Source organism: Pseudomonas khorasanensis (assembly GCF_014268505.2).
In the GTDB taxonomy this organism is placed as follows: domain Bacteria; phylum Pseudomonadota; class Gammaproteobacteria; order Pseudomonadales; family Pseudomonadaceae; genus Aquipseudomonas; species Aquipseudomonas khorasanensis.
Window position 1 is genome coordinate 39,866 of the sequence record NZ_JABWQP020000016.1, and the last position, 18,941, is coordinate 58,806.

Annotated in this window: 14 protein-coding genes; 4 read left to right on the forward strand and 10 right to left on the reverse strand. The window is 60.9% G+C overall.

Features of this window, described 5'->3' with window-relative positions; genetic code table 11:
• Positions 1-41: 41 nt before the first annotated feature.
• Both HU727_RS23285 and HU727_RS23290 read left to right on the forward strand, forming a co-directional pair.
• Positions 42-536: a M48 metallopeptidase family protein gene (locus HU727_RS23285; protein WP_186532996.1), complete on the forward strand. Its 495-nt coding sequence runs from the start codon at positions 42-44 to the stop codon at positions 534-536.
• Positions 537-554: 18 nt separating this feature from the next.
• The gene (locus HU727_RS23290; protein ID WP_102357766.1) at positions 555-851 is read left to right on the forward strand and encodes a winged helix-turn-helix domain-containing protein; all 297 of its coding nucleotides are present in this window, start codon (positions 555-557) and stop codon (positions 849-851) included.
• Between the two features lie 119 nt (positions 852-970).
• On the opposite strand, the gene HU727_RS23295 is transcribed toward HU727_RS23290, so the two are convergent.
• A complete protein-coding gene (locus tag HU727_RS23295; protein ID WP_186532995.1) occupies positions 971-1,423 on the reverse strand; it encodes a GNAT family N-acetyltransferase in 453 nt (150 codons plus the stop codon).
• Between the two features lie 255 nt (positions 1,424-1,678).
• Here HU727_RS23295 and HU727_RS23300 point away from each other — a divergent pair, with 255 nt between their 5' ends.
• Positions 1,679-2,416, forward strand: a complete 738-nt coding sequence (locus HU727_RS23300; protein WP_186532994.1) for a substrate-binding periplasmic protein — start codon at positions 1,679-1,681, stop codon at positions 2,414-2,416.
• A 112-nt stretch (positions 2,417-2,528) separates the two neighbouring features.
• Here the strand turns inward: HU727_RS23300 and yccS are convergent, their stop codons facing one another.
• From yccS to betI, 9 genes are all read right to left on the reverse strand, one after another.
• Positions 2,529-4,721: a YccS family putative transporter gene (yccS, locus tag HU727_RS23305; protein ID WP_186532993.1), complete on the reverse strand. Its 2,193-nt coding sequence runs from the start codon at positions 4,719-4,721 to the stop codon at positions 2,529-2,531.
• A 260-nt stretch (positions 4,722-4,981) separates the two neighbouring features.
• Complete coding sequence (locus HU727_RS23310; RefSeq protein ID WP_186532992.1) at positions 4,982-6,160, reverse strand: BaiN/RdsA family NAD(P)/FAD-dependent oxidoreductase; 1,179 nt, start codon at positions 6,158-6,160, stop codon at positions 4,982-4,984.
• A 145-nt stretch (positions 6,161-6,305) separates the two neighbouring features.
• Positions 6,306-7,643, reverse strand: a complete 1,338-nt coding sequence (gene dbpA, locus HU727_RS23315) for an ATP-dependent RNA helicase DbpA (RefSeq protein WP_264081987.1) — start codon at positions 7,641-7,643, stop codon at positions 6,306-6,308.
• Positions 7,644-7,771: 128 nt separating this feature from the next.
• Entirely contained in the window at positions 7,772-9,199 is a 1,428-nt protein-coding gene (gene mdtD, locus HU727_RS23320) for a multidrug transporter subunit MdtD (protein WP_186532990.1), read from the reverse strand.
• A 148-nt stretch (positions 9,200-9,347) separates the two neighbouring features.
• Positions 9,348-10,685 carry a TldD/PmbA family protein gene (locus HU727_RS23325; protein WP_186532989.1) on the reverse strand — a complete coding sequence of 446 codons (1,338 nt, stop codon included), beginning with the start codon at positions 10,683-10,685 and terminating at the stop codon, positions 9,348-9,350.
• Positions 10,685-12,127 carry a TldD/PmbA family protein gene (locus HU727_RS23330; RefSeq protein WP_186532988.1) on the reverse strand — a complete coding sequence of 481 codons (1,443 nt, stop codon included), beginning with the start codon at positions 12,125-12,127 and terminating at the stop codon, positions 10,685-10,687. Before HU727_RS23330 ends, HU727_RS23325 begins: the two co-directional genes overlap by 1 nt.
• Before the next feature lie 262 nt (positions 12,128-12,389).
• Positions 12,390-14,093 (reverse strand): choline dehydrogenase, encoded by a 1,704-nt coding sequence (gene betA, locus HU727_RS23335; RefSeq protein ID WP_186532987.1) that lies wholly within the window; start codon positions 14,091-14,093, stop codon positions 12,390-12,392.
• Between the two features lie 193 nt (positions 14,094-14,286).
• On the reverse strand, positions 14,287-15,759 hold the full coding sequence (betB, locus tag HU727_RS23340; protein ID WP_186532986.1) for a betaine-aldehyde dehydrogenase: 1,473 nt from the start codon (positions 15,757-15,759) through the stop codon (positions 14,287-14,289).
• Between the two features lie 61 nt (positions 15,760-15,820).
• Positions 15,821-16,441, reverse strand: coding sequence for a transcriptional regulator BetI (betI, locus tag HU727_RS23345; protein ID WP_186532985.1), 621 nt, complete (start codon positions 16,439-16,441; stop codon positions 15,821-15,823).
• Positions 16,442-16,928: 487 nt separating this feature from the next.
• Here betI and HU727_RS23350 point away from each other — a divergent pair, with 487 nt between their 5' ends.
• Positions 16,929-18,869 carry a BCCT family transporter gene (locus HU727_RS23350; protein ID WP_367617021.1) on the forward strand — a complete coding sequence of 647 codons (1,941 nt, stop codon included), beginning with the start codon at positions 16,929-16,931 and terminating at the stop codon, positions 18,867-18,869.
• The last annotated feature ends 72 nt before the right edge of the window (positions 18,870-18,941 follow it).

Here is an 18,941-nt window from a genome sequence, read left to right on the forward strand (position 1 = left end):
CGCTACACTGGCGCACCTTTTTTGAACCGTGTTGCCCGTCCATGACTGTGTTGAAGTACCTTCAGGCCTACCCCGAGCGTTTGCAGGATCAGGTGCGCCAGCTGATCGCCGAGGGGCGTCTGGGTGACTATCTGGATCAACGTTATTCGGGGCGACACGACGTGCAGAGCGACAAGGCGTTGTACGGCTACGCGCTGGACCTTAAACAGCAGTACATGCGCAACGCCCCGGCGATCGACAAGGTGCTGTTCGACAACCGCCTCGACCTTACCCACCGAGCGCTCGGTCTGCACACTACGGTTTCGCGGGTGCAGGGCGGCAAGCTCAAGGCCAACAAGGAAATCCGCATTGCTTCGCTGTTCAAGGAGGCCGCGCCGGACTTTCTGAAGATGATCGTGGTGCACGAACTGGCGCACTTCAAGGAATCGGACCACAACAAGGCGTTCTATAAGTTGTGCGAGCACATGCTGCCGGGGTACCACCAGATCGAGTTCGATCTGCGCGTGTACCTGACGTGGCGGGATATGCAGGCTTAACCAATCAGGAAGGTGTGGATGGACGTCAGCAAGACCAAAAGCAGTTTCTACCGCCGTTTGTACGTGGCCTATCTGATCGACAGCGGCCTGGCCGCCAGTGTCCCGGCATTAACCGAAGTCACCGGCATGCCCCGGCGCACGGCGCAGGACACGATTGCCGCGTTGGCCGATCTGGATATCGTCTGTGAGTTCGAGCAGGAAGAGGGTGCGCGCAACCACGCGGGGCGCTATCGCATTCGCGAGTGGGGAGCGATTGACCGGGGGTGGATCGAACGAAATCTGCGGCAGATCAAGGCTGTGCTTGAGTATCCCTGAGCGTTGCGGCGCCTGTGCTGACGCCATCGCTGGCAAGCCAGCTCCCACAGGTTATTAGGTGATCCAAAAAAACTGTGCGTTTGATCCCTGTGGGAGCTGGCTTGCCAGCGATGAGGCCTTCAAGGACGACGCATACCGATGTGCGGAATGCCATCCTCCAGGTATTCCTCACCCGCCACCTCAAACCCGTACTTTCCGTAATACCCCTGCAAATGGGCCTGCGCGGACAGATAAATCGGCATGTGCGGCCAATGCTTCTCGGCCTGTTTCAGCGCTTGCTCCATCATCTCGTGGCCGACCCCTTTGCCGCGACCGGCCGGCGCCGTGATCACGCGACCGATTACCACGTCGCCGCCCTGGGATTCCGGATCCAGCAGGCGCAGATACGCCATTAGCTGATCATTCTCCCAGCCCATCAGGTGGTGGGTATCGCCGTCGAGATCCTGTCCGTCGAGATCCGGATAAGCGCATTTTTGTTCAACCACGAACACGTCCGAGCGCAGCTTCAACAGCGCATATAACTGCTCTTTGCCCAGGTCGCTGTGATGCTTGCAGATCCACTCGATTGTCATTTTCTGATTCCTTGAACATGTCGCCCGATACTAAGCGCACCTGCTCCGTATGTCTGCATGGCGTAACAGTCTGTGATAAAGGTCAAAATGCCATCATTCCTTTCGCGCGGCGGCTGCCACTTTGTGTACTCTGCTGGTGAGCAGTGTGCACTGGCTTGTATGAGCTAATGTTCAATGCTTGGGTTTTGCCGGTAAGGGGCCTTGGGTTTTGACGTGAAGACACGTCGGGCGGTTGCCCGCTGAGGATGTTCAAGCATGCCGCGATTGCTTCAAGTCGTTGCTTTGATCGGATTGCTGCTGCTCGGCCAGAGCGCTGCAGCGCAGAAGTTGCGGCTGGTGTTTGATCACTGGCCGCCCTTTACCGATGACGCGCTGATGAATGGCGGACTGGCCACCGACATTGTCAGCACTGCCCTGGCTCGGGCCGGTTATGCCAGCGGTTACGAGCAAGTGCCCTGGGCGCGAGCGTTGCTGGGGATTGGCGAAGGGCGCTACGACGTGCTGGTCAATGCCTGGTACAACGAAGAGCGCACGCAGATTGGTCAGTTCTCCGGTGAGTATCTGATCAACCGTATTCGCTTCCTCAAGCGCAAAGACACCCCGGTCGATTACGACAACTTGAAGCAACTGCACACCTATCCGATTGCGGTGGTGCGCGGTTATGCCTATTCGGCACCGTTCGACGCCGACACTGCGATGCAGAAAGTGCCTGTGCATAATTTCGCCATGGGCGTGCGCATGCTCGCGGCGGATCGGGTCAAGCTGACCCTGGAAGACGAGTATGTGGCGAAATATTATTTGGCGCGGGAATCGACCAAGGTACGTAACTCGGTAGAGTTTCTGTCCCGGCCGCTGAGCGAGAACAGCCTGCATATATTGGTCAGCCTGAAAAATCCGCAGCGTGAGCAGATCATCGCCGGGTTTGATCGAGCGATTGAAGCGATGAAGGCGGATGGGACTTATGACAAGTTACTGAGGCGGCATGGGATGTGAGGGCTGATCCGGCATTTTCTATGTGGCTGATGGCTTCTTCGCGATCAGGCTCGCTCCTACAGGGGAACGCATCCCTGATTGTGGGAGCGAGCCTGCTCGCGAAGGCGTTCTTTCAGCCGCCGCTGATCTCACCGGTGTCTTTGATCAGGTGCGCCGCCAGCGTCCGCAACGGGCCCAACTGCCGGCATATCAACGCCAGTTGCGTCTGCACCAGCCGCTGTCCCTCATCGATCTCGTCCGGCATCTGTTCCAGCTCATTGGCCAGCGCTTCCTCTTCATCGCTCTGAATCGCAATCGGCTGTTTGCTCGCAAGGCCTTGAGCGATTTCATCGATGCTGGTCGCCAGTTTCACCCCGACGCCTTCGATCAGTTGCTCGCGGACGTCGGCAGGCAACTGGGTCTCGCGGTGTGCGCCGAGCCCTGACAGGTAGCTGAGCAAGGTGTGCGACAGCACCAGAAAACGGAAGCCGACGTCGGCTTCCTTACGGAAATGTCCCGGCTCCATCAGCATGTTTGCCAGCGTTGTCGACAGCGCCGCATCGGCGTTATGCGCGTTACGCCGCGCCAGGCGATAGGCGAGGTCGTCGCTTTTGCCGGCGGCGTATTGCTGCATGATCTGGCGCAGGTAGATGCTGTTGCAGGTCAGCGTGTTGGCCAGCACTTTGTTCAAGCGTCGACCTTGCCAGTCCGGCAGGAACAGGAACACCGCCAGGCCGGCGATCAGACTGCCGAGCAAGGTATCGAACAGCCTTGGCAGGAGCAACCCGTAGCCGTCGCCGACCTGGTTGAAGCAGAACAGCACCATGACGGTGATCGCAGCGGTCGCCAGCGTGTAGCGGGTAGTCCGGTTGGTAAAGAACACGACCCCGGCGGCGATGGCGAAGCACGATTGCACCAGCGGGTTCGGGAACAGATCGAACAGCACCCACGCCACGGTCAGGCCGATGGCGGTGCCGATGATCCGCTGGCCGAGTTTGCGCCGGGTGGCGCCGTAGTTTGGCTGGCAGACGAACAGCGTGGTGAGGATGATCCAGTAACCCTGCGACGGGTGAATCAAGTGCACCATGCCGTAACCGATGCTCAGCGCCAGCGGCAGACGCAGGGCATGGCGGAACAGCAAGGAAGTCGGTGTCAGTTGCGTGCGCAGGCGAATCCACACGTCCTTGAGATTGCGCGGCGAGCGGTCGAGCAGGCTGCTGTCGGTGGCATCGGCGAGGGCGTCGGGGTTGCTCGCATCGCTGAGCAAACGGTCGAGGGTGCCGAGGTTCGCCGCCAGCGCGCGCAGCGAACGCAGCAACCCGCGCCAGGCCGGATTGCTCTGGACGCGCAGGTGTTCGAGAGAGGCGTGCAGATCGCCCAGCGCTTCGGCGAAGCTGGCGTCGTAAATGAACGGCTGGCGCATCTGAATGGACTCGGCCAGCGCTCGACAGGCTTTGCCTTGCTGGCGCAAAAGGCGCTGGCAGCGGAACAGTACGTCGCTGTGGAAGAACGCGTCGGCCAAGGCGTTGTACGGATAGTGCGATGAGCTGGCGCGTTCGTGAATGTCCTGGGCGAGGAAGTACAGCTTGAGGTAGCGGCTGACTTTCGAGCCGGGCCGGCCGTTGCCGACCCGATGCAGGATGATTTCCTTGGCAGTGTTGAGCGCGGCCACCACGCGGCCGTTCTGCTGCGCGAGTTCCAGACGCCGGGCCTCGACGTCCATTTGCCGGATCGGCTCGAACAGTGAGGATTTCAGCTTCAGATAGAAGCCCAGTTCGCGGAACAGCCGCGCCAGACTTTGCTGCACCGGTTGGTTGGAGAACAACGCCTGCCACACCACCGAGAGCAAGCCGTACCACGCGGCGCCTGCCACCAGCAGCATCGGTTCGTGCCAGAAGTCGATGACGGCGCCGCCGCGCTGGTCCACGCCAATCATCGTGTACACGGAAAGAATCAGGGTCGCCGACGCGATCGCACCATAACGTTCGCCGAGCGCACCGAGCATGGTCAGGCCGAAGCTGGCCAGCGCCAGGGCCACGGCGAAAATGATCGGGTACGGGAACAGCAATTCCACTGAGAGCGCAGCGATGCTGAAACACACCAGCGTCACCGCGAGCGCATTGAGGCGGCCCTGCCAACTGTCGTCGGTCTCGGCCAGGGCGCTGGCGATAATCCCGAGAAACAGCGGGATCAACAGGCCCATTTCATCCTGATACCAACACAGCGCCATGCTGCCGGTCAGGGCGATGAATACCCGCACGCTGTAGCTGAATTTATCCAGCGCCCACAGGCGCCGCAAAGACTGATGAAATGAGGTCGAGGACATGAAGTGCGAAGGCCTTCCGAGGCGATGCCGCTAAATTGAGCCAGTAATGACGCCGACGCAATGGCGCCGAGCACATCTGACAGCAAAAAGTGTTCCTTACTGCTTTTATGCCGAACTCAATTTGGGGATTGGCACAAAAACCTGTGGGAGCTGGCTTGCCAGCGATGGCGTCCTGGCATTCAACATCGATGTTGGATATGCCGGCCTCATCGCTGGCAAGCCAGCTCCCACAGGGTTGCATTTCATTTTCAGGAATGTGGTCAGACGTACTGCGCGGCAGCGTAGCCCGAGGCCCACGCCCACTGGAAGTTGAAGCCGCCCAGGTGCCCGGTGACATCGAGCACTTCACCGATGAAATACAGGCCAGGGCTTTTCAGCGATTCCATGGTTTTGGACGACACCTCGCGGGTATCGACGCCGCCAAGGGTCACTTCAGCCGTGCGATAACCTTCAGTCCCGGCCGGCACGACTTTCCAGCTACCCAACCTGTCGGCGATTTCCGCCAGTTCGGCGTGGGTGTACTGCTTCATCGGCTTGGAGACGAACCAGTTGTCCGCCAGCAAGTTAGCCATCTTCTTGGTGAAGATTTCGCCCAGCAGGGTTTTCAGCTCGCTGTTCGGGCGCTCGGCCACTTGCTGTTGCAGCCAGCTCGCCGCATCGTGATCCGGCAGCAGGTTGATCTCGACCGTGTCGCCAGGCTCCCAGAAAGACGAAATCTGCAGAATCGCCGGACCGCTGAGCCCGCGATGGGTGAACAGGATGTTCTCGCGAAAGCTCTGGTCGTTGCAGCTGACCAGACAGTCCACCGATGTGCCGGACAGCTCCGTGCACAGTTCCTTGAGCTGGTCGGTGATGGTGAACGGCACCAGACCAGCGCGGGTCGGCAGCAGTTCGTGACCAAACTGTTTCGCGACCTGATAACCGAAACCGGTCGCACCCAGCGTCGGGATGGACAGCCCGCCTGTAGCGATTACCAGCGACTGGCACTGGACTTGGCCGAGGGTGGTGTCGAGCAGGTAACCGGCGTCGGTTTTCTCGATGGTCTGGATCGAAGTGTCCAGGTGCAGCTCCACGCCAACCTGATCGCATTCGTCCAGGAGCATGCCGAGGATGTCGCTGGATTTGTTGTCGCAGAACAGCTGGCCGAGTTTCTTCTCGTGGTACGGCACGCCATGCTTGCCGACCATGCCGATGAAATCCCACTGGGTATAGCGCGCCAGTGCCGATTTGCAGAAGTGCGGGTTCTGCGAGAGGAAATTGCTCGGTTCGGTGTACATATTGGTGAAATTGCAGCGGCCACCGCCCGACATCAGGATTTTCTTGCCAGCCTTGTTCGCGTGGTCGAGCAGCAGCACCTTACGCCCACGCCCGGCGGCAGTCAGGGCACACATCAGGCCTGCGGCGCCAGCGCCAATGATCACGACTTCGGTAGAGCGCAAAACGGTGTCCTCGCACAATGATCGTTCCCACGCTCTGCGTGGAATGCCGCCATGGACGCTCTGCGTCCGCTTTCCAAGTCGTGACGCGGAGCGTCACAAGATGCATTCCCACGCGGAGCGTGGGAACGATCCACCTACGCAGTTCTTAGAGGATACGCACGCGCAGCGAGCGGCCCTTGATCTTGCCGTCATTCAGGCGCTGCAAGGCCTGCATGGCCACGGTACGTTCCACCGCCACGAATGCCTGGAAGTCGAAGATCGCGATCTTGCCAACCTGCGCGCCCGGAATGCCGGCGTCGCCGGTCAGTGCGCCCAGAATATCGCCCGGGCGAACCTTGTCCTTGCGGCCGGCACCGATGCACAGCGTGGTCATCGGCGGCTGCAGCGGCGCCAGTCCCTGGGACTTGAGGTTGTCGATCTGATCCCAGTTCAGCGGCGCTTTCTGCAGTTGTTCGATGGCTTGCGCGCGGTGTGCTTCAGACGGCGCGACCAGACTGATGGCGATACCTTTTTCGCCGGCACGACCGGTACGGCCGACGCGGTGGATGTGGATTTCCGAATCGCGGGCCAGCTCGACGTTGATCACCATGTCCAGTGCATCGATGTCCAGACCACGGGCCGCCACGTCGGTGGCCACGAGTACCGAAGTACTGCGGTTGGCGAACATCGCCAGCACCTGATCGCGGTCACGCTGTTCCAGATCGCCGTGCAGGCCGACGGCGGAAATGCCTTTGGACGTCAGGTGATCGACGGTTTCCTGAACCTGCTGCTTGGTGAAGCAGAACGCCACGCAGGACGCCGGACGGAAATGGTGCAGGACCTTGGTCACCGCACTCATGCGCTCTTCCGGGGAAATCTCGTAGAAGCGCTGTTCGATCTGCGTGTCATCGTGGAAGGCTTCAGCCTTGACGGTCTGCGGATCGCGCATGAATTTTGAGGCCAGTTGCTTGATGCCCACCGGATAAGTGGCGGAGAACAGCAGGGTCTGGCGGCGCTCCGGGGTCTTGACGATGATGTCTTCGATGGCGTCGTAGAAACCCATGTCGAGCATGCGGTCGGCTTCGTCGAGGATCAATGTGTTCAGGCCGTCGAGCACCAGCGAACCCTTGCGCAGGTGCTGCTGGATGCGCCCCGGCGTGCCGACGATGATGTGCGCGCCGTGTTCCAGCGAAGCGATCTGCGGGCCGAAGGACACGCCGCCGCACAGGGTCAGGACCTTGATGTTGTCTTCGGCGCGGGCCAGACGACGGATTTCCTTGGCGACCTGATCGGCCAGCTCACGGGTCGGGCAGATCACCAGCGCCTGGCAACCGAAGTAGCGCGGGTTGATCGGGTTCAGCAGGCCGATGCCGAACGCGGCGGTCTTGCCGCTGCCGGTCTTGGCCTGGGCGATCAGGTCCATCCCCTTGAGAATCACCGGCAAGCTCTGCGCCTGGATCGGCGTCATCTGGCTATAACCGAGTGATTCGAGGTTAGCCAGCATGGCGGCGGACAGCGGCAGAGTATTAAAAGCGGTGGCGATGGTGGTCACGGGACTGGCCTGCAAAACAAAATGTCGCGCAGTGTAGCAGCCCCGTGCCAGTTTCCTCGACAGTTCTGGACGAACAGCGATTAATGTTCGATATGCTCTTGCGGCCGTTTCGCACGCCGTCCGTCTTCCTTCGACAGTTGCGAGAAGATCGTCGCCGCCAGCATCGCCATCACGCCGACCGTGACGAAGGTCAGCTGGAACGCGCCTAGCACCGTTTCCACGCCATCGTTGCCTACTTTCGCCGTGAAGCCGCCGAGCAGTGCACCGGCGCAGGCCACGCCGAGACTCAGCGACAACTGCGCCACCACCGACAGCAGGCTGTTGCCGCTGCTGGCGCTCGCATCGTCGAGGTCAATCAGTGTCACCGTATTCATCGCCGTGAATTGCAGGGAGTTGATCGCGCCAAGCACCGCCAGCAGGCACAACAGCAGCCAGTAGGGCGTCTGCTCGCTGACCAGGCCCATGCTCGCCAGCATGATGCCCAGCGCCAGGGTGTTGCCAGTGAGCACGATGCGGTAGCCGAGACGTTCGATCAGCGGTCGCGCAACCCATTTGGCAACCATCGCCGCAGCAGCCAGCGGCAGCATGCTCATCCCCGCTTGCGACGGTGAGTAGCCCAGCGCGACTTGCAGCAACAACGGCACCAGGAACGGCAGGGCGCCGCTGCCCAGGCGGGCGAACAGATTGCCGAGAATGCCGACGGCGAACGTGCGGGTCTTGAACAGTGACGGCGCGAACAGCGGATTCTCGATATGCCCGGCGCGCAACCAGTACGCCGCCAGACACGCCATGCCGGCGAACAACAGCAGCATCACCCGCAGGTGCGGCAGGTGCAGTTCGCCCAGGCCTTCCATGGCGATGGTGATGAGGATCATCGCTGCGCCAAACAATAGAAACCCGAGACTGTCGAACCGCGTGCGCTCAGTGCCGCGCAGGTCGGGAATGAATTTCCACACCGCGTAGCAGCCGATGACGCCAACTGGCAGGTTGATCAGAAAGATCCAGTGCCACGTCATGTATTCGACCATCCAGCCGCCCATGGTCGGACCGATCAGCGGGCCGAGCAGGCCGGGGATGGTGATGAAACCCATGATCCGCACCAGCTCGGAGCGCGGATAGGCGCGCAACACCACGAGGCGCCCGACCGGCAACATCAGCGCACCGCCCAGGCCTTGAATGATTCGCGCGCCGATGAGCATGCTCAGGCTGCTCGACAAGGCGCAGAGCAGCGAGCCGAAACTGAACAGCAGGATCGCGCCGAAGAAGATTTTCTTGGTGCCGAAGCGGTCCGCGATCCAGCCGGAGGCCGGAATCAACAGGGCCACGGTGAGCATGTAGGCGATGATCACGCCCTGCATGCGCAATGGGTTTTCCGCCAGATCGCCGGCCATGGCCGGCAGCGCAGTGTTGAGAATTGTCCCGTCGAGGGACTGCATGAAGAACGCAATGGCGACGACCCACGGCAACCAGCGGGCGGTGATGGCGTCGAGAGGCGGGCGGTTGGGCATGGAACCTCTAGTGTCAGTGCATATTCAGCGTCAAGCGCAGTCAGTGTGGGAGCGAGCCTGCTCGCGAAGAGGCTATTTCATTCAACATTGATGTCGATTGATCTGTCGCTTTCGCGAGCAGGCTCGCTCCCACAGGCGTACTGCGGTGTTACAGGGTCAGCGTGAGTCGGCTGATCAGCGCCCCCGGCAGCAATGCCGACGAGGTGTTGCGCTGGCTGTACGTACTCGCCGACAGCAACAATTCGCGCTCGGTAGTCAGTGCCTCAAGCTGCGAACCCAGCAGGTTGTAGGCGCTGTCGTCAAAACGCATGGTGCTGACCGGCGCCTGGATCTCGCCGTTCTCGACCCAGAACGTCGCGAACCGGGTCATGCCGGTCATGCGCGCCGCCGGTTGGTCCGAGTAGTTCAGGTACCACAAGTTGCTGATGTACAGGCCGGTACCCAACTGCTTGAGGATCTCTTCCTGCGACAAATCGCCGGCCGCCATGTTCAACGCACTGGGCATTTCCCCGCCGCCTGCGCCGTTGGCTGGCAGACCATACTCGGCCGCACTGCGCGAGCCGACCAGTTGATCGCCGGCCTTGCCTTCGATGATCAGGCGCAGATCGCTGCGCGGATAACCCTCGGCGGAAAACGCCGGGCTCAGCGAAGCACTGACCTTTTCATCCAGCGACACCAACGGGCTGAACGCCTGGTCGCCGACGTACAGCTTCTGCAACGGACTGCTTTTACTGGCGATCGACTGTGCCGAGAACCCGCCCCAACTGAGCATGCCCATTATTTCCTCCAGCGCCGCCGGTGCCAGATACGCGCGGTACTGACCTGGCGCCAACGTGCGTAACGGTCGACCGAGGAATTCAAGCTGTTCGCGCGCCTGGGCAAAGCGCCGCGCGAAACCTTCGTCGCTCCAGTCATGCCCGGCATAGCTGGCTTTCACCGCTTCGCCGTTTTCGTGGAACAGGCTGAAATCAAAGTTGAAGCTGTTGGCCTCATGCCAGCCGAACGCCCCCGCCGAACTGGCGAAACCGCGGCTGATCGGGCCGGCCGCATAAAAACCGACCAGGTCCAGACCTTCAGCGGCAGCGCAGATTTGCGCCACGACATCTTCGGTGTCCGGCAGCGGATGCGCTTGTACGTGCGTGCTCTGCCAGTCGTTGTGGTTGAGCAATAAATACGGATCCTGCGGCAGCAGCGGGAGGGTTTCGCGCAGCTGCAGCAGGCCTTCGGCGAGGCGCTGCAGATCGGCTTCCTGGTCACCGGACAAGGTGATCTGCAGATCGGCGTGGCGGCCGTCGTTGATCAGTTTCAGACCGACATTGGCCTGCTGCACCTGTCCGGCCTGTCGCACCTTGGCGTGATTGAAGCGCACGAACGCCGACGATTCGGCGGCGTAGCTGAGCGTGAACTGTTCCGGCTCGCGAACGCTGTCGCGCAGCCAGTTGATCATGACCTTGAAGGCGTCAGACTGACGCTTCGAAATGCTCATCAGGCGTCTCCCCCAAACACATCAATGTTGCTGAATACGCAGGCCGGCGAAGCATGGCCGACGCGGATCACCTGGTTCGGTTCGCCCTTGCCGCAGTTCGGCGTGCCGAGCACCCTGACCGTGCTGGCGTCGCCGACGGCGCGCAGGCTTTTCCAGAAGTGCGCGGAAATGGCCCGGTAGTTGGGATTTTTGACGACGCCTTTAAGTTCACCATTCTTGATCAACTGGCCCCATTCGCAGCCGAACTGGAACTTGTTGCGCGCATCGTCAATCGACCACGAGCGGTTTGTGCTCATCAAAATGCCGTCCTCGATGCCTTCGATCAGCTTGTTCAGCGGCTGGTCACCCGGCTCGATGTTGAGGTTGGCCATGCGGTCGATCGGCGGCCGGTTCCAGCCACAGGCGCGGCTGTTGGCGACGCCATCCAGACCGGCGCGATATTGCGACAGCGCTCCGCCCAGCGGGCGCAGCAGCAGACCATCGCGGATCAGGAATTGTTTGCTGGCCTGGGTGCCGTCGTCGTCATGGCCGTAGCTGGCGAGCTCTTCGGGGATGTCCGGATCGAACGTCACGTTGAGCAGATCCGAGCCGTATTGCAGGCTGCCGAAGTCGCTGGTCTTGACGAAGCTGGTGCCGGCGTAATTGCGCTCATCGCCCAGAATCCGGTCGAGTTCCAGCGGGTGGCCGATGGATTCATGGATCTGCAGCATCATCTGGTCGGGCATCAGCAGCAGGTCGCGCTGGCCCTGCGGGGTGTTCGGCGCGAGTAGCAGCTGCAGCGCCTGATCCGCCACTTGCGGGCCGGCACCGACCAGGCCACAACGGCTGATCACGTCGGCGCCGCCCTGTTGGCCGAAGTTTTCGCGACCGAGGCTGCGGGTCTGGCTGTCGTTGCCGTCGTAGGCGGTGACGTCGAGGCTCGGGTAAACAAAGCGCTGGGCCTGGCGCAGCTCCGCGCCCGCGCTGCTCAGGTAGATCTGCTCGACGTGGGTGATGCCGATGCTCACTTGCCAGTTCACCAGGCGCTCATCCTTTGGCACCGAGGCGGATTCCGCGCCGAGCAGGTCAAAGCATTCGCTCAGCGACGGGAAGGGTTGTTCGAGATTGGGTGAAAAGTAGTCAGCGCGGTCGCTGGACACGGGCTGATCGCGCAGGTCAAGCAAGGCGTGGGGCTTGAGTCTTCGGGCGTGTTGCTCGGCACGCTCGAGCGCGGCTTGCAGGCCTTGCTGCGACAGGTCGTTGGTCGCTGCGTAAGCCTCGACGCCATTGACGCGGACTGTAAGCATCGCCCCTTCATCACGGCTCAGGTTCGGCGGTTCGGCGACGTTCTTGCGCACCGACAGATACTGTCCGGACTCGCGCACATACCGCAGGGAAAAAAACTCGGCACCCGTGCGCAAGGCAGCGAAGCGCTGCTTGAGCTGGGGATGGAAATCGAACATTCGGAAACCTCCTTGTAATGGAGAAGCGGCAGAGCGACGGCGGGGAGGGGTGAAACGGTTGCGCGAGGTCTAGAGTAGGCCTGCGTGGGGGTAGGATCAAGTGAAGAGGGGGTGTAGGAGGTTTTACAGTGCAGCAGGGGAATTTGTGCTGAATGTGAGGGCCCCTTCGCGAGCAGGCTCGCTCCCACAGAGAATTTGTGAATGCCAGAGATCCAGTGTGGGAGCGAGCCTGCTCGCGAAGGCCGCTCCTAGGTCTTACGACTTACTGGGTAACAGGGGTGATATCCCGCATCGGCTTGCCTTTGACCGGCGCGCCGTTTGCCACGTAGTAAGCAGCGTTGCTGCGTGGCAGCGGCTTGCGGCCACGGATCTTGTCGGCGATTTTTTCGGCCATCATGATCGTCGGCGCGTTGAGGTTGCCGGTGGTGATGATCGGCATGATCGAAGCATCGACCACACGCAGGCTTTGCATGCCGTGCACGCGACCTTCGCCATCGACCACGGCCATCTCGTCGGTGCCCATTTTGCAGGAGCAGGACGGGTGGAACGCGGTTTCGGCGTGCTCACGGATGAACTTGTCGAGTTGCTCATCGGTTTGCACTTCGATGCCCGGGCTGATCTCGCGGCCACGGAACGCATCCAGCGCAGGCTGCTGCATGATTTCACGGGTCAGGCGGATGCCGTCACGGAATTCCTGCCAGTCCTGCTCGGTGGCCATGTAGTTGAACAGGATGCTCGGGTGCTGACGCGGATCCTTGGATTTGACCTGGATGCGACCACGGCTTGGCGAGCGCATCGAACCCATGTGCGCCTGGAAGCCGTGTTCTTTCACGCCGTTGCTGCCGTTGTAGTTAATCGCGACCGGCAGGAAGTGGTACTGGATGTTCGGCCATTCGAATTCCGGACGCGAACGGATGAAACCGCCGGCCTCGAACTGGTTGCTGGCGCCGATGCCGGTGCCGTTGAACAGCCACTCGGCACCGATGGCCGGCTGGTTGTACCAGAGCAGCGACGGGTACAGCGAAACCGGTTGGGTGCAGGCGTATTGCAGGTAAAGCTCAAGGTGATCCTGCAGGTTTTCACCGACGCCCGGCAGATCGTGCACCACCGGGATGTCGAGGCTTTCCAGCAGTTTCGCCGGGCCGACACCGGAACGCTGCAGAATCTGTGGCGACGCGATGGCGCCGGAGCACAGCAGCACTTCCTTGCGGGCCTTGGCTTCAACGCGCTCTTCGGCATCGCCGATCAGGTAGCGCACACCCACCGCACGCTTGCCTTCGAACAGAATCTTGTCGGTCAGGGCGTGGGTGACGATGGTCAGCGTCGAACGTTTTTTGGCGATATCGAGGTAGCCACGGGCGGTGGAAGCACGACGGCCGTTCGGCGTCACGGTGCGGTCCATCGGGCCGAAGCCTTCCTGCTGGTAACCGTTCAAGTCTTCGGTACGCGGGTAACCGGCCTGTACACCGGCTTCAACCATGGCGTGGAACAACGGGTTGTTGCCCGCTTTCGGCGTGGTCACGCTGACCGGGCCGTCGCCACCGTGGTAATCGTTCGGGCCGATGTCGCGGGTTTCCGCCTTGCGGAAGTACGGCAGGCAATCGAGGTAGGACCAGTCTTCCAGGCCCGGCAGTTTCGCCCAGCCGTCGTAGTCCATCGCGTTGCCACGGATGTAGCACATGCCGTTGATCAGCGAAGATCCGCCGAGGCCCTTGCCGCGACCGCACTCCATCCGGCGACCGTCCATGTGTGGCTCTGGATCGGTTTCATAAGCCCAGTTGTAACGACGACCCTGCAGCGGGAACGCCAAAGCGGCCGGCATTTGCGTGCGGAAGTCGAGACGATGGTCAGGACCGCCCGCTTCGAGCAACAGAACGGTGACGCCTTCGTCTTCAGTCAGACGGGTAGCCAGGGTGTTACCGGCGGAGCCGGCACCAATGATGATGTAGTCGAATTCCTGGGACATGAATGTACCCTCGTAAAATGGGTTCAGGCTGCTTTTGTGGCGAGGGAGCTTGCTCCCGCTCGACTGCGCAGCAGTCGCAAAATCAGCGCTCGAGTGCTGTCTGAAAGAACTGCCGGGACTGGAATGGGGCTGCTTCGCAGCCCAGCGGGAGCAAGCTCCCTCGCCACAGGGGCCATTCCAGGCTCATCGGGTCCTAGAACACCGAGACGTAATCGCCCAGCTCGACCTGTACCGATTTGATACGGGTGAAGTTGTTCAGCGAGCTGATCCCGTTTTCACGGCCCACGCCCGACTGCTTGTAACCGCCGACCGGCATTTTTGCGTCGGACTCGCCCCAGGCGTTGATCCAGCAGATACCGGCTTCAAGTTGATGAATCACGCGGTGCGCGCGGTTCAGGTCCTTGGTGACGATGCCGGCAGCGAGGCCGAAATCGGTGTCGTTGGCGCGGCGGATCACTTCTTCTTCGGTTTCGTAGGAGAGGATCGCCATGACCGGGCCGAAGATTTCTTCGCGCACGATGGTCATGTCGTCGGTGCAGTCGGTGAACACGGTCGGCGCCACGAACGCGCCCTTGGCGAACTCGCCTTCGGTCAGACGACCGCCGCCGCACAACACGCGCGCGCCTTGCTCTTTACCTTTTTCGATGTAAGCCAGCACGCTTTCCATGTGGGCGAAGCTGACCAGCGGACCGAAGTTGGTGTTTTCGTCTTCCGGGTTGCCGACGCGGATGCGCGCAACGCGCTCAACGATCTTGGCTTCGAATGCGGCTTTCAGGTGAGCCGGTACGAATACGCGAGTGCCGTTGGTGCACACCTGACCGGAGCTGTAGAAGTTGGCCATCATCGCGGTGTCGGCAGCGCGATCGAGGTCGGCGTCGTCAAAGATGATCAGCGGCGACTTGCCGCCCAGTTCCATGGTCACGTCTTTGAGCGACGAAGCCGAAGCGCTGGCCATGACTTTCTTGCCGGTGTCGGTGCCGCCGGTGAAAGAGATTTTCTCGATGCGCGGGTGCTCGGTCAGCCAGGTGCCGACTTCACGGCCGCTGCCGGTCAGTACGTTGAAGACGCCGTTCGGGACGCCGGCTTCGGTGTAGATCTCAGCCAGTTTCAGGGTGGTCAGCGAGGTGACTTCGCTTGGCTTGAAGATCATCGCGTTACCGGCGGCCAGCGCTGGTGCGGATTTCCACAGGGCGATCTGGATCGGGTAGTTCCATGCGCCGATACCGGCGACCACGCCCAGCGGCTCGCGACGGGTGTAAACGAAAGAGGTGTCGCGCAACGGGATCTGCTCGCCTTCGATGGCGGGCACCAGACCTGCGTAATACTCCAGCACGTCGGCGCCGGTGACGATGTCGACGTACTTGGTTTCAGAGAAGGATTTGCCGGTGTCCAGGGTTTCCAGCGCAGCCAGTTCATCGTTGCGCTCGCGCAGGATGTCGACGGCGCGACGCAGGATGCGCGAACGCTCCATGGCGGTCATCGCAGCCCAGATTTTCTGGCCCTTTTCGGCGCTGACCACGGCGCGCTCGACGTCTTCCTTCGTTGCACGTTGCACCCGTGCGAGGACTTCACCGTTCGCCGGGTTGATGGCTTCGAAGGTGGCATCGCTGCCGGCGTCGGAGTACGCGCCATCGATGTAGAGTTTTTGCAGTTCGAAACGGGCCATAGTGTCCTCGCAAGTGCATTGGTGTTTGGCATTGACCACCGCGATGACGCTGCGGTGGCGTTCAGGAGTCGAGCGATTTCTGTGTGCTCTGACTCGTCTGCTTGGCCAATTGGAAATCCATGTATTCGTAAGCGATCTGTTGCGCCTGCGCTGTGTCGAAAGCGTCTCCCGACAGTGCGCCGCGCAACCACAAGCCGTCGATCAACGCTGCCAGTCCCCGCGCTGCGCTGCGCGCATCTTCGAGCGGCAGCACACGGCGGAACTGACAGCACAGGTTGGAATACAGACGGTGATCGTTGATCCGCTGCAACCTGTGCAAAGACGGCTGGTGCATGCTGGTGGCCCAGAAGGCCAGCCAGGTTTTCATTGCCGGGCCATTGACCTGGCTGGCGTCGAAGTTGCCTTCGATGATCACCTGCAGATGCGCCCGGGGGCTGTCATCTGCCAGCGCCTGACGGCGCGCGGTGACGCTCTCGCTGAGGGCTGTCATCAGATACCGCATCGTGGCGGCAATCAGGCCGTTCTTGTCCTGAAAGTAATGACTGATGATGCCATTCGAGACACCGGCCAGACGGGCGATCAGCGCAATGCTGGCGTCCCCCATCCCGACCTGATCAACCGCCTGCAATGTGGCTTCGATCAACTGTTGGCGGCGGATGGGTTGCATACCGACCTTGGGCATCTTGCACATCTCCTTAGGCCTTCCGAGGGGCGAATGACGCCGATCGGATTGAGGGCCAGTCTATTTTGTTTTGATTGAACGTTCAATCAACAAAGAATAAGATCTGCGACAAATCGTCGCTGCCTACAGATTTTTCCTACGTGTAACGGCGATAAAAACCGACATCCAAAAATGCTTGAAACCTGCGTGGGGCATGGCGCGGTTCGCGATTCCAGGGACGCGTTGAAAGGGCAGGACGCTCGAGGCCAGGTGACGGATGACCGTCCGTCTTCTGTGGCCGCAAAAGCGAATACGCAACGCCATTTCGGCAGGTTCGGGCTTTTTTCGGAGTGTCTTTATATCACCCGCCGGTCGGCTGCCAACTAACCGATTTGGTCGGGTCCCGTGTTGCCTTGTGTTCTTCTCTCGCACTGCCTGGAGCATTTGTGCCATGAGTTCTGCCTCGCTAATAAAGACCCCGCCCGAGAAGGTGACGGTCAACGGTTGGGTGTTCTACACCTCGACCGCGCTGATTCTGTTGTTGACCGCCATTCTGATCATCGCCCCGCAAGAGGCCGGCAGAGTGTTGGGGATGGCCCAGGCCTGGTTGTCGCGCAGCTTCGGCTGGTACTACATGGTGGTGATCGCGGCCTACCTGGTGTTTGTGGTCGGTCTGGCGTTTTCCTCCTATGGCAAACTCAAACTGGGCAGCAAGGACGACACCCCGGATTTCAGTTACGGCGCCTGGGCGGGGATGCTGTTCTCGTCGGGTATCGGTATTTCGCTGCTGTACTTCGGCGCCTCGGAACCGCTGGATCACTACTTCAATCCGCCGGAAGGCGTGTCCGCCAGCAACATGGCGGCGCGTCAGGCGGTGCAGCTGACTTTCCTGCACTGGGGCCTGCACGGCTGGGCGATTTACGCACTGGTCGGTCTGGCCGTCGCGTATTTTGCCTACCGTCATAACCAGCCATTGGCGCTGCGTTCGGCGCTGTATCCGCTGGTCGGCGAGCGCTGGGTCAAGGGCGCGGCCGGACACGCGGTGGACGGCTTCGGCATGTTCGTGACCCTGCTGGGGCTAGTGACCAACCTGGGCATTGGCTCGCTGCAAGTGTCGTCCGGGCTGGAAAACCTGTTCGGCATGGAACACAGCAACACCAACCTGCTGATCGTGATCATCGTCATGAGCACCGTGGCGACCATCGCCGCTGTGTCCGGTGTGGAAAACGGGATCCGTCGTCTGTCCAACCTGAACATTGTGCTGTTCAGCGGTCTGTTGATTTTCGTCCTGCTGTTCGGCCCGACCCTGCACCTGCTCAACGGCTTCGTGCAGAACATCGGCGACTATCTCAATGGCGTCGTGCTGAAGACGTTCGATCTGTACGTTTATGAAGGCGACAACGCCAAGTCCGACCGCTGGCTGGGCCTGTGGACCCTGTTCTACTGGGCATGGTGGATTTCCTGGGCGCCATTCGTGGGCATGTTCATCGCGCGGATTTCCCGTGGCCGGAGCGTGCGTGAACTGGTCGCCGGTGTACTGCTGATTCCACTGGGTTTCACGTTGGCCTGGCTGTCGATCTTCGGTAACTCGGCGCTGGATCTGGTGATGAACCAGGGGGCGGTGGAGTTAGGCAAGACGGCCCTGGAACAGCCGTCGATGGCGATCTATCAGTTGCTTGAGCACTACCCGGCGTCGAAAGTCGTTATTGGTGTGTCGATCTTCGTGGGTTTCGTGCTGTTCCTGACCCCGGCTGACTCCGGCGCGGTGATGATGGCGAATCTTTCGTGCAAGGGCGGCAACGTCGACGAAGACGCACCGCACTGGCTGCGGATTTTCTGGTCGGTGGTGATCACGCTGGTGACCATCGGTTTGCTCTTCGCCGGTAACTTCGAAGCCATGCAAACCATGGTGGTGCTGGCCGGTCTGCCGTTCTCGGTGGTGCTGATCTGCTTCATGTTCGGCCTGCACAAGGCGATGCGCCAGGACGTGCAGATCGAACAGGAACAAGCGCAACTGGCGGAACGCGGTCGTCGCGGTTTCAGCGAACGTCTGACGCAGCTCGATCTGCAGCCGAGCCAATCGGTGGTGCAGCGTTTCATGGACAAACACGTGACGCCGGCTCTCGAAGACGCGGCCGCGCAATTGCGTGCCCAGGGCATTGAAGTGCAGACGCTGTTGGGTAAAGCCAAGCGCTGCATGGGCGTGCGGGTGGAGATGGAAGAGGGCAACCCTTTTGTCTACGAAGTGAGCCTGGACGGCTATCTGGCGACGCCGACCGAATCGGCCCAGTCCGACGAAGCGCGCCAGCGTTACTACCGTGCCGAGGTGTATCTGCACAACGGCAGCCAGGATTACGACTTGATGGGCTTCACGCAGGATCAGATCACGCGGGACGTGCTGGATCAGTTTGAAAGTCATCGGCAGTTGCTGGGGCGGGTGTACAGCTAAATCTTGACGACCGGCGGTGCAGTGAATGATGTGGCGAGGGAGCAAGCTCCCTCGCCACAGTTCCTTTGTTCA